The sequence below is a fragment of the Nocardia sp. NPDC049190 genome (assembly GCF_040648115.1).
Lineage (GTDB): Bacteria > Actinomycetota > Actinomycetes > Mycobacteriales > Mycobacteriaceae > Nocardia.
On sequence record NZ_JBEZDE010000008.1, the window covers coordinates 28,812 to 41,415 of the forward strand.

Consider the following 12,604-nt stretch of genomic DNA (forward strand, 5'->3'; position numbering starts at 1 on the left):
GCGGCAGATGAAATCTGTGCGGATGCGCGGCAGTTGGCCGCGGGCGGCGCTGATGATGGTGTCCGGAGTGCTCGCCCTCACCGTCGCCGGGTGCGGATCCCCGCAGGACGATTCATCGTCCGGCGGTGAGAAGGTGACCATCACGCACGCTCGCGGTGAGACGACTATCGCGGGAACTCCGCAGAAAATCGTCGCCCTCGGCAATCAGTGGCTGGACACCACGCTCGCGCTCGGCGTCGTTCCGGTCGGGTACATCGACAATCTCGCGGCGCTCTCCAAGAGCACACCGCCATGGCAGCCCACGGGCCTCGAGTCGGCCAAGGCGCTCAGCACTGGCGGGAACATCGCCGAACAGGTCGCGGCGCTGGCGCCGGATCTGATCCTGGCCGACCCGTTCCTCGCCGACCAGAAGACCTACGACGAACTGTCCCACGTCGCGCCGACCCTGCCCGGCCTGAGTACAGCGGCGGTGGCGCCGTGGCAGGACCAGGTCATCGCGCTCGGCAAGGTGCTGCGCAAATCGGACGAAGCGAGCAAGGCGATCGCGGCAGTGGACGACAAGATCGCCGCCATCGCCGCCGCGAACCCCGGCCTGAACGGCAAGACGTTCGTCAGCACCTGGCTGGCTGGGCCGACACAGCTCATGGTGTTGACCGACCCTGCCGACGGGTCGGCGAAGATGTTCACCCACCTGGGTCTCGGCATTCCGAAGAACCTCACCGACCTGCCCGCCACCCAGGGCCGACTGGCGCTGTCCCCGGAACGAGTGGACGAGTTGACCGCCGATCTGCTACTGGCCGGCTATGCCCCCGGCCTGGACGAGAAGTACCGGCAGCTACCGGGATACGCCGATCTGCCCGCGGTCAAGAAGGGCTCGGTCTTGTTCCTGACCACCCAGGAGATCAGCGCCGTGAACCAACCGACGGCGCTGTCGGTGCCCTACATCCTGAACAAACTCGAGCCGGTCTTCGCCGCCGCGGCGAAATAGCCGGCGCACCCGACGACTCGGACCCACAAGCGGAGGTACGCGGTCTTGCCCACCGCCACATATCCACAGCAGACCAGATTCGCGTTGCGGGACGGCATCACCTGCCGGACCGGTCCGGCCGACGCGATTCTGCTCGATCCGCCGCGCGAGGCGAAACTGACCGGCCTGGACGCCGGTCAGCTGCACGCGCTGGCCACGCTGAACCAGGGACCCGCGACCGTGTCGGAGCTGTCGGCTGCCGCGGGCGGCGACGATGTCGCCGAACTGATGGGCCGGCTCGCCGACGGCGGCTGGCTGTCGGTCACGGTCCGCGACCGCGGACGCGACCTCTACACCCTCCGCCCGTTCGGGCCGCCCGCCCCGCGACCGGACGCCCCGCTCCCCTGGTCGGCGACCCTGTCGAAATTCGCCGTGCTGCACCGTGACTCGGAAGGATTCGTGCTCCAGCACCCGCGAGCGTGGTGCGATCTGCGCATCCACGATCCGCGCCTGCTGGCGTTGCTCGACGGGCTCGGCGCGGCCGACGTCGACCTGCCGATCGACGTCAAGTCACAGTTCACCGACGACCTGCACTGGTGCGGATTCCTGGTGCCGGACGCGGACGCGGAGGACCGCGAAAGCACCACGCGCGGTGGAAGTCTGCCCGAGCTGTGGTTCCACCGCCGCAGCGCCCTCGGCGCGCACACCCTCACCCACAACCACTTCGATCCGACCACGGAGGCGAAACGGCGATTCCCGCAGCTGCCCGCACGGAACGCAAGTCACCCGGGCGACGCGATCGACCTACACGTTCCCGACCTGTCTGCCAAGCGGGCCGAAGACCCCACCCTGACGGCCGTCCTGGAGGACCGGGTGTCGACCCGGAGTTTCGACGACGCGCATCCGATCACGCTCGACCAGCTGGCGGAATTGCTGTATCGCACAGCGCGATCCCGTGGCACGCGACTGTCGGACAGGGGCGAGGAGTTCGACTCGCGTCCCTACCCGTCGTGCGGCAGCGGGTACGAACTCGAGCTCTATCCGGTGGTGCGCAAGGTCGGAGGACTGTCGCCGGGCATGTACCACTACGACTCGTTCGAGCACGTACTGCGCCCCGTCGTCGACGCGGATTCGCCAGTGGTGACGGAGGTGTCGCAGCCGACATCGTCGACGCTGCCAGAGGGAGCCGAGCCCCAGGTACTGCTGGTCATGGCAGCTCGCGCGGGTCGGGTGATGGGGACCTCCGAGCAGGCCGGCTACGCCGCCATCCGCGAGCACGTCGGCGTCCTGATGCAGACGATCTACCTGGCGGCGACCGCGATGGGCCTGGGCGCGTGCGCCCAGACGTACCCCGACACAGCGCCCTTTGCGACTGCCGCCGGTGTCGACGAACCCGAGGCGTGCGCTGTCGGCGGCATGATCATCGGTTCGCCTGCGCGGCGCTGAACTGGCGCGAGCCTGAGCGGAGCAGCGGGTCGCGGCGCGTCCGGCCACGGAGCCGCCATCGCCAGCAGGTAGCGCGTCCCCGCTCGCGGCTGACGGTGGCTCCGACGGAGGACAGCGGCACCGACCACCGGCCCGAGCGATACCGCCGGCCCTGCCCTCACGCCTCGGCCAGGATCTCCTCGTCGCTCATCGCCGCGACCTCGAGATAGAGGCGCGCGACCGCCGACAACCGCTCCGGTGCGCCACGCTCGGCTTCCCGCCGGCCCAGCCGCTCGGCCAAACCCGCGACGGTTCGCGTCGCGAAAATGTCCGCCACCAGCGCGTGGTCGGCCTCCAGCCATTCCCGGACCCGCGCGATGACGGTGGTTGCCAGCACGGAATCGCCACCGAGACCGAAGAAATCGTCGTGCACACCGACGGCGGCCACTCCGAGCACCCCGGCCACGATATCGGCGAGTGCGGCCTCGACGTCGTTGCGCGGTGCGCTGTTCTCGGCCTCTCCCGGGCCCGGTTCGAGCAGCGCGACGACGGCCCGCCGGTCCAGTTTGCCGTTGTCGGTCAGCGGCATCCGCTCGAGGAATTCGATCCGGCCCGGAATCATGTAGCTGGGCAACAGATCAGCGACCACGGCCGTGATATCGCCGATATCACCCCGATCACCCGCGATTGCCGCCACCAGTTCAGCGGCGCCGGCGCGGACGACCGCCGCGACGGCATGCCGCACGCCGGGTACCGTGCGCAACGCGCTCTCCACCTCGCCGAGTTCGACTCGGTAGCCCCTGATCTGCACCTGATGGTCGGCGCGACCGAGGAATTCGACGGTACCGTCGGGCCAGAACCGAGCCATATCGCCTGTCTTGTACCACCGGATGCCCTCATATTCCACGAATCGCTCAGCCGTACGCTCCGGGTCGTTTCGATAGCCCGCGGCGACACCGGCACCGCCGACCCAGAGTTCACCGGGCACCCAGTCGGGACAGTCCCGACCGGCCGAGGAGACCACTCGGCAGCGAACATTGCGCAGCGGAACACCGAACGGCACAGTCGCCCACTCCGCAGGCGGCTCGCCTACCACTTCGCAGATGGTGCTGTGGATGGCGGCCTCGGTCGCTCCGCCCAATCCGGAGAAACGGCAGCCGGGCACCTGTGCGGCCAGCCTGCGCGCCAGATCCGCGCCGACCCAGTCGCCTCCGAGGGCGACCGCGCGCAGCGAATCGCCCAGTCGATCGCCGCCGATCTCCAGAATAATGTCGAGCATGCTCGGTACACAGTTCAGGATCGAAACCCGATGATGGCGAAGCAGCTCCACCCAGGTCGTGGCTTCTGCGCGCTGTTCGGCGTCGACCGCGACCACCGAGCCGCCGACGGAGAACATGCCGAAGATGTCGTAGACCGAAAGGTCGAACTCCACAGCGGACAACGCCAGTACGCGATCGGCACTGCCGACCTCGAACCACTCGTTCACCGCATCGATGGTGTTCATCGCACCACGGTGCGGCACGTCGACGCCTTTGGGCACGCCAGTCGAACCAGAGGTGAAAAGGACATAGGCGATAGCCGACGTGTCGGGAATGATCGGTGCGGCCAGCGGGCTCGGATGCGCCCGCGCCACATCGATGGAAATGCACGGGATCGGCACGCCCATATCCGCGCCGGGAACGGTCACCGCCGCCACTATCGCGCCGGTGCGCAGGATCTCGGCTCGCCTGCCGACCGGCTGATCGAATCCGATGGGCACGTAGGTCGCGCCCGCGGCGAGTACACCGAGTACGGCGAGGATCTGGTCCGGCCCCTTGGGCAGCTGGACCGCCACGGCGTCACCGGGCCGCACCCCGTCATGCCGCAGCGCACCGGCGACGGCGAGCGCGCGTGCCGCGAGTTCGCCGTAACTCCATACCCCCGCGGCCATGTCGCGTCCCCACACCACGGCGGGCGCCGTGGGATTCGCGGCGGCGTGGTCGAAGAATCCCTGGTGTAGGCAGCGACCGGTGACCGGTCCGTCGGTGGCGTTGACCGCCGTGCGCACCTCGGCCTGCGCGAGCGGCAGCCGCACGGCCGCCGCGGCGTTCCAGCCGGCGTCGCCGTCACCGAGGCGACCGATCGCCTGGGTGTAGTGGGCGAACATGGCGTCGATCATGCCCGCGGGAAATGCCGACGCACGCACGTCCCAGTTCAGCAGCAGTCCGCCGCGCACCTCGGTGACCTGCGCGTCCAGCAGCACCTGCGGGCCCTGGGAGATGATCCACACCGGCTCGCCGAAAGTTTCGGTGACCCGGTCGGCGAACAACTCGCCCAGGTTCAGCGCACTGGTATAGACCACCGGAGCGAGCACCGGCTCACCGCGATGCCTCCCCAAGTCGCGCAGCACCTCGAGTCCGGAATAGGCGGTGTGCGCGCCACTCTCGTGCATCCCGCGCTGCAGGGCGCGGGCCCGATCGGCCACCGACATGTCTTCGGTGACGTCCACCTCGAGCATGATCGAGGAGGTGAAATCGCCGATCACCCGATCGATGTCGGGATGGACCGGTTCACGATGGAACAGCGGAACGTTCAGCAGGAACCGGCTCTGCGCCGACCAGCCCCCGATGGTTTCGGCGAACACCGCCGCCAGCGCCATGGCCGGCGTGATGCCGCGCTGATGGGCCGCGGCGAGCAGCCGCTGTTTGGCCTCCGGCGCCAGCCAGTGGTCGTAACGCACGGTGCGGTGTGGTGCGCTGCGCTCACCGACCGGGACGGTCGGGAGTTCCGGCGCTCCGGGCAGTTCGGGCAATCGCTGCTGCCACCACCACCGGTCACGCTCACGGGCACCGGTGTCTGCTCGACGCTCGGTCCGGTATTGCCGATAGGTGTATGCGGGGGCGGACACGGTCGCCCCGTGGTAGAGCTCGGCGAGTTCGGCGATCAGCGCCCGGTAGCTCATCGCGTCACCGGCCAGCATGTCGACGTCGAGATGCAGGCGGGTGCTGTTCTCGTCGCGCAGCGTGAGCGTGACGTCGATGACCTGCCCCACTTCGATGGCCAGGCGTTGATGGGTCTTGCGGTCGCGCAGTTCGGCCAGCGCGGCATCGGCCGCGGTCGGCTCGTGCGACCGCAGATCGACCACGGCGAAGACCGGCCTGCCGGGTTCGGGCATGGTCTGCTGGGTGCCGTCGGGCAGGAATCGAGTGCGCAGCATCGGATGGGCGGCCACCAGTTGGGTCACCGCGCGTTCGAGTCGCCCGGGTTCGATTCGGCCACCATCGAATTCGACGTAGAGGTGGGCGGCGACGCCGCCGAGTTCCTGCTCGTCGGAGCGGCCGATCCAGTAGGCGTGCTGCATGGTGGCGAGTGGAAACGGCGCGTCGTCGGCATTCGGCTCGGCACGGGCCGGTTCGACCGGCTCCGGCTGGGGTCGGTCTTCCTCAGCGCCGAGCAGACCGTGCCACGAATCCACCGTCGGGCTGGCCGCGAGCTGGGCGAAATTGATATCGACGCCGCGTTTGCGCCAGCCACCGGCCAGTTTCATCGTGCGAATCGAGTCCAGACCCAACTGGATGAGATCGTCGCTATCGCCGACCTCGCCCGCGGCGATACCGAGCTGGCCGGCCACCGCGGTCCTGATCTCTTCTCGGGTGATGCCGACCCGGCCGTCACCCGGCTGCTGCGCCGACGCCATTCCGCTGTCACTCCTTGCCTGATCCGACATGATCGGTCCGTTACCCCTGGCCGCGCACGGCGATGAATACTCGCTGGTCGAGCCCGGCGACCGGATGGTCGCCCGCGGGCAGGACCAGTTCGGGTGTCAGACCCGCAGCGCGCAGTTGATCCCGCCATTCGCTCTCGGTCAGGAAGATCCGGTCGGTGCCCGCCCGCACATCGGTCAGACCGGCGTGCGGCTGATCCTCGCGCGGCGACATCAGGAAGTGCACGGAGGTCAGTTGCGCACAGTGCGCGTGGCAGGTCTCGATGATCACCACCGCCCCGCCGGGGTTCAGCAGAGCGTGCAGCTGCCCGAGGGTCACCGCGATGTCATAGGCGTTGTGCAGCACATTGGCGGCGATGACGATGTCGTAACGCGGTTGATTCCCCAGATCCGCGTTCATATCGACGATTCCGTACCGCATCCACGGATAGTCGGCGAACCGCCGCTTCGCGGCGTCGAGGAAGAAGGTGGACACGTCGGTGAAGTGATATTCCACCGGCAGTCCGGCCAGCGCCGCCGTGACATCGTCGGTGGTGCCGCCGATTCCGGCACCCAGTTCCAGCACACGCACCGGCGACCGGTCACCGCGCAGGCCGTCGACCAGATCGGCGACCGCTCTGCCCGCAGCGAGATTGAGGTAGCGGCTGCTCAAATTGTCCCGATACGCGGCCTCGGCCGTGGCCATATCCCCATTGGGGAACAGCAACTCCTGTACGCGGATGCGGTCCTGGGCGAGTTCGGTCAGGCGGTCGCCGCAGGCCTGCAGGAAGGTCGCGAGCGGACGCGAATAGCCCAGATCCGCACAGACGTCGACCAGGTTCGGCCTGGTCGGGGCCGGGACCGGGCGCACGTACCGATAGCCGCGATCCACCTCGCCCTCGACGCAACCGCTCGCGGCGAGTGCCTGCAACCATTGCCGCAGCAACCACCGATGCCGCGGCGCGAATCGCAGGCGCGCCGCGATATCGTCCACGCCGCGAACCTCAGTGTCGGACAACGCCGGTTGTAGCGCGGCCAGCATGGCGCGCAGTCCGAAGAGATCGATATCGGCGCGCGCGGAACGGAATCGGTCGGCGTCGAAGTCGCTGGCAACGGCGTGCTGCGCAGCCTCTCTCGCCCTGGTGACCCGCTGCGCGACGGTCGCCGCCACTCCGGGGGGCAGACTGTGCACCACCGGCGCCGACCGCGTCGGTCGCGCGATCTCGGTGATGGTGGACTGCGTCGCCGCACCACCGGTTTCGGCGCCGACAAGCCTGATGACGTCGTCGAGCGAGGCGCCGCCGATGAGATCGGCCACCGGCACGTCGGCGCGGAATTCGCTCTGGACGCGCCGGCGCAGTTCCAGTGCCTGCAGCGAATCCAGGCCGAGGGCGACCAACGGCTTGGTGCTGTCGATCGTGTCGACGTCGTCCGCGCCGATGATCTCGGCGAGCAGCCGCACCATGCGACCCGGCAGATCAGCGACCACCACCGCCGCACGAGTCAGCTCCGCACCATCGACGACGGAGGCCGCACCCACGATCGGTGCGGGGACGGCCACCGGTGTTTTCAGCTCGGACAGGACCGGGCCGTAGCCGAACGCGCCGAGCACGGTGCGCCCACGATCCCAGTCGAAAGCGGCGACCACCGCGTTGCCGCGCAGACCACCGAGGCCGAGCGCGATCGCGTCCCGCGAAGCCATCGGAAGGTAGCCGACCTCGGCCAGATTCGCGAGGTCGGCGGCGCCCCTGCCTTCGAAGACGGCCCACTGGCCCCACTGCACCGAGACACACCGCAGACCGTCGGCGAGACGGCGTCGGGCGATCGCGTCGACCATCCGGTTCCCCGCCGCGTAGAGGACGGTGCCACGGCCGCCGAGGGTGCCGGCGAGCGAGGAACACAGCACGATTTCGCAATCATCGGACTTGGTGAGCGCATCGAGGATATTCGCGATACCCACCACCTTCCCGGACAGCGCCTGTTCGACCTGACCGTGGGTGATCTCGGTGAGTTCGCCGATGACCGCATTGTCCGCCGCCGCATGGACGACGAGATCCGTGGGCGTGTCCCGAAGCCGGTCGGCCACCCGCGCGACCGCCGAACTGTCACCGACGTCGCAGGATACGACCGTGATCTCGGCCGACCCGAGCGCGCGAACGGCACGCAGTCGCCGGGTGAGGGCCTCGGTTTCCCCTGATCTACTCACCAGCGTCACCCGCCGGGCCCCGGCGCGTACGACGTGCTCGCAGAACTCGAGTCCCAGACTGCCGGTCCCACCGGTGATGACGACATTCTCCGGCGTCGATGGCCGCCGCAGCAGCGCCGATCGGTCCGCTTCGACAAGTCGCTTGGCGTACAGATTGCCCTCGCGCAGCGCGAGTTCGGTTTCCTCGGCCGTATGCAGCGCGGTGACGATCGAGGCGACGGCCTGCCCAGTCGCCTGATCGGGAGCGAGATCCAGATGTCGGAACGCCACCCCCGGATACTCGGCACCGACCGAACGGAATCCGCCGCTCGCGGCGGCGGGTACCGGATGCGGTGGCGCATCACCGGCGACGACTGCCTCGCCACCGATGGTGATCAGCCAGTATTCGGTCACTCCCGCATCGGGCGCGGACCACCAGCGCCGTGCGCCGAGGAACTCCGCGACCTGCGCGACGGCGGCGGCACCGTCCAGATCGGGCAGGGCGGGCAGCAACACCACGAGGGTGTCGATATCGCCGTCGGCGCTGCCCGTTTCGATGTCGAGCAGTCGCCCGCCCAGTCCCTGATTCGCCGTGTAATCGACCAGTGCGGCCGCGAGGTCGGCGCAGCGGCCGGTGTGATCGATGATGCCGAGCGCGCGCGGGGCGGTCATCGAACGGCGGACGAGCCGCACCCACTCTTCCACGAGCAGTTGCGGTTTCGGCGCGGGCGTGGCCACCGCTGCGGGCTCTGTGCGCGCGGGCGTAGCCTGCGGACGCACCGCCGCCGGGGCGCCGGGTCTGGCGTGCCCGATGGTGGCGTCATAGGGAAGCCACAGCGCCATCTCGTTCATCCGCACATTCGGGAAGTCCGACAGCGGCAGCCGAACGGGCGCATCGGAATCGACGCGTAGGCTCTCCCACCGGTAATTCAGGTCGTTGACCGCGAGGACCGCCAGATTTCTGGTGAATTCGGAGAGGTCGGTCGCCGTCCGGCTCGACGTACCACGCACCGTGGTGGCGCGCTCGGCCGCGAACTCGGCCAAGCTCTCCTCGACGGCCAACTGCACTGTCGGATGTTCGGCGAGTTCGACAAAGGTGTCGACCTCGCGCGCGACCGCGGTGGCGATCGCGCGGTCGAATCGCACGGGGTTACGCAGATTCCAGAACCAGTACTCGTCCACCGGAAGGTCCGGCGTGATCGCTTCGCCGAGGGTAGCTCCGATGCAGTCGATCTCGGCGTCGAGGAAGTGGGTGTGGTCCAGCCTGTCGTGCACGGTGTCGCGAATCACGTCGCGGAACTCGTTGAGCAGACTGGTGTGCGCCGGATAGCGCACCCGGATAACGCGCGCGAACCGCCCACGCGCGGCAAGCGCGTCCACGACCGCCTGCACCGTCTCCCGCTCGCCCGAAATCCCCACCATGCGCGGCGAATTCACCACCGACACCTGGGCCCAGCCGGACTGACGCGCCAGCAATACTTCACACTCGTCCCGGTCTGCGGCGACGACAGCCATGGCGTATCGATCGGAGGCGATCTTGTCGACCGCACGCGCTCGGGTGCCCACGACGACGATCGCATCGGCGAGGGTCATCGCTCCGGACAGGTAGGCCGCGGCGATCTCGCCCTGACTGTGGCCGACGGTGGCAGCGGCCTCGATCCCGACCGAACGCCACATGGCGCCGAGTCCGACCATCTGCATGAACAGCGCCGGCTGGACGATTCTGGCCTCGTCCGCCTCGGCTTCGGCGTCGAGCAGATAGGACAGCGGGGATTCGCCGAACAGGTCATGGAAGATCGCGTCGCAGCGATCGACCTCGGCGCGGAACGACGCCACCCGATCATAGAAAAGCTTTCCCATGCCAGGTCGCTGACTGCCCTGGCCGGGCAGCACGAAGGCGAGCCGACGGGCCGCGGCGGGTTCGCCGGTGCCGATCACCGCCGGGTGGTCGGATCCGTCGCGCACCGCGGTCAGTGCCGCGTCGAGATCGTCGCGACCGGTCACCATCAGCAGGGCGCGGTGCCGCCGGGCGACCCGCGTGCGAAACAGCATCTCCGCCACCCGGTCCGCGGGAACGGCGGGGCGATCCTTGACGTAGGAGAGGATGGCCGCTGCCTCCGCACGCAGCGTTACGGGGTTATCCGCCGACAGGAGAACCGGAATGGAGCCGTCGGGCAGTCGATAGCTAGAAATCGTCGCTCTCCTCACGAACGGGCATCGCGATGATCGCGTGCGCGTTGGATCCCCCCGCACCGAACGAGGACACCGCGCCGTAGCGGACGCCGTCCTTCGCATCCCAAGGTTGCAGTTCCGTGGCCAGTCGCAGACTCGACCGGTCCCAATCAACGCGGGTGGTCGGCTTGTCGGCGAACAAGGTCGGGGGAATCTGTCCGTACCTGCCCGCGAGGAGCAGCTTGACCAGGCCGAGCATTCCCGCGGCGGCTTGCGCGTGACCGGCGTTGGATTTCACCGAACCGAGCAGGGGGCCCGAACCCGCGGCGCCGTAGGTGTTCTGCAGTGCGATCAGTTCGACCGGATCGCCCGCGCGGGTGGCGGTGCCGTGTCCTTCGATCATGCCGACGTCGGCCGGATCGATACCGGCCTTCGCGATGGTCTTGCGGATCAGCCGCTCCTGAGCATCGGTGCGCGGCACCAGGATCGGTTTGCCCTTGCCGTTGTGGTTGTGGTGGGAGCCGAGCAGTCGGCCGTAGATCCGGTGCCCGAGTCGTCGGGCGCGCGACTCGCGCTCGACGATGACGATGCCCGCGCCCTCGCCCCACAGTGTGCCGGTGGCGTCGTCGGCGTAGGACCGGCAGTGACCGTCGGTCGAGAGCGCGTTGAGCTTGGAGAATTCGAAGAACGCCCCGGGCGATCCCATGACGCAGACCGCACCGGCGAGCGCCCATTCGCAATCCCGGTCGCGCACGGCGGCGGCGGCGAGATGAACCGCGGTCAGGGAGGAGGCGCAGGCGGCATCGACGGCCATCGACGGGCCGATCAGCCCGAGGCAGTGCGACACGCGCGCCGCGGCGCTCAACAATCCCGCGCCGATGGTCCGAAACCCGCTGTATTCATTGACTTCCGCGCCCGCCGGACCGTATTCCATCGGCGAACATCCGATGAAGCATCCGGCGTCCTCGCCCGCGAGCGCGCCCGGATTCACTCCCGCATTCTCCAGCGCCCGCCAGGCGACGCGCAGCGCGACCCGCTGCTGCGGATCCGTCACGAGCGCGTCGCGCTGACCTATTCCGAAGAAAGCAGGGTCGAATTCGGCGGCGTCATCGAGGAATCCACCCGCATCGCAAACCTTGGTCCAGCCTTCGATCTCGGATACCGACAGCAGTTCTTCGATCGGCCAGCCGCGGTCGCGCGGAAAAGATCCGACCAACTCCTTCGCCGTCTCGAGCGCGGACCAGAACGATCCGGGACTGTCGATTCCCCCCGGAGCCTCGACAGCCATTCCGGAAATGACGATGTGATCGACGTCCTGCGCCGTTGCTGATGTCACCGCTGATCCTTTATTTCATGCCGCCGGTGCGGGATGCGCCTGTTCGGCGAGCAATTCCGCGATGGCATCGATGTGCTGGTGCAGATAGAAATGTCCGCCCTCGAACAGCGTGACCTCGACGTCGTCGCCGTGCTGATGCCAGCCGTGCAGATCCGCCATCGAGACGATCGGGTCCCGATCTCCGCCGATCGCGTGAATTCTGGTGGCGACCCGCGCCGTCCGCGCGCACCGGTATGCCTCGGAGGCCTTGTGATCCGCCTTGATGGCAGGCAGCGACAGCCGCATGATCTCTCGGCTGGCGAGCACATCGGAACTGATTCCCTCGAGCATGATGAGGTGGTCGAGCAGCTCGTCGTCGTCCTCCGGTGTCGGCTTGCGATATTCGCCGCGCGACGGTGCCACCGCCGCCGAAACCGTCAGTTGACGGACATCGATGCCGACCGCGAGGGCGAGCCCGACGAATTCGAACGAGACGAGTGCGCCCATACTGTGCCCGAATACGACAATCGGTGCAGCGCGGTTGTATTCGGATGTGCGGAATTCAGCGAATGCACCCGAAGCAATATCTTGCAGCGAGGTCAGCGCCGGTTCTTTCACGCGGTCTTGACGTCCGGGATATTGAAAGACGATGACGTCGTAGTGTTCGCTCAACGCTTTGGAGAGCGCGCGGTACGCGGACGCTCCGGCGCCGGCGTGTGGAAAGATCAGCAGCGGCAGCCGCTCGGGCGAATCCGGCTTGTGGAACTTCCTTATCCAGCCCGGTTTGTGCTGCATCAGTGCTACTCACTTTCGAGAATCCCGCCGACAATCAACAGCGGAAGCGCATCGCGACCCTTC

General features: G+C 68.2%; 6 protein-coding genes and 1 pseudogene. 2 read left to right on the plus strand and 5 right to left on the minus strand.

The genetic code is table 11. The features are described 5' to 3' along the window. The first annotated feature begins 7 nt into the window (after nt 1–7). Together AB0B25_RS09695 and AB0B25_RS09700 are read left to right on the plus strand one after the other, a co-directional pair. Nucleotides 8–988, plus strand: coding sequence for an ABC transporter substrate-binding protein (locus AB0B25_RS09695; protein WP_357176817.1), 981 nt, complete (start codon nt 8–10; stop codon nt 986–988). 45 nt (nt 989–1,033) lie between these two features. Then, nucleotides 1,034–2,413 carry a SagB family peptide dehydrogenase gene (locus tag AB0B25_RS09700; protein ID WP_357176818.1) on the plus strand — a complete coding sequence of 460 codons (1,380 nt, stop codon included), beginning with the start codon at nt 1,034–1,036 and terminating at the stop codon, nt 2,411–2,413. A gap of 157 nt (nt 2,414–2,570) precedes the next feature. Here AB0B25_RS09700 and AB0B25_RS09705 read toward each other — a convergent pair whose 3' ends face one another. From AB0B25_RS09705 to AB0B25_RS09725, 5 genes and pseudogenes are all read right to left on the minus strand, one after another. Then, on the minus strand, nt 2,571–6,068 hold the full coding sequence (locus AB0B25_RS09705; RefSeq protein ID WP_357176819.1) for an amino acid adenylation domain-containing protein: 3,498 nt from the start codon (nt 6,066–6,068) through the stop codon (nt 2,571–2,573). Between the two features lie 40 nt (nt 6,069–6,108). Next, a complete protein-coding gene (locus AB0B25_RS09710; RefSeq protein WP_357176918.1) occupies nt 6,109–7,116 on the minus strand; it encodes a class I SAM-dependent methyltransferase in 1,008 nt (335 codons plus the stop codon). 213 nt (nt 7,117–7,329) lie between these two features. Continuing rightward, nucleotides 7,330–10,410 (minus strand): annotated as a pseudogene (gene nbtC / locus AB0B25_RS09715) (nocobactin polyketide synthase NbtC); the annotation flags it as partial. A gap of 34 nt (nt 10,411–10,444) precedes the next feature. Further along, entirely contained in the window at nt 10,445–11,767 is a 1,323-nt protein-coding gene (locus AB0B25_RS09720) for a polyketide synthase (RefSeq protein ID WP_357176820.1), read from the minus strand. A gap of 15 nt (nt 11,768–11,782) precedes the next feature. Further along, on the minus strand, nt 11,783–12,541 hold the full coding sequence (locus AB0B25_RS09725; RefSeq protein WP_357176821.1) for an alpha/beta fold hydrolase: 759 nt from the start codon (nt 12,539–12,541) through the stop codon (nt 11,783–11,785). Nucleotides 12,542–12,604: the final 63 nt, after the last annotated feature.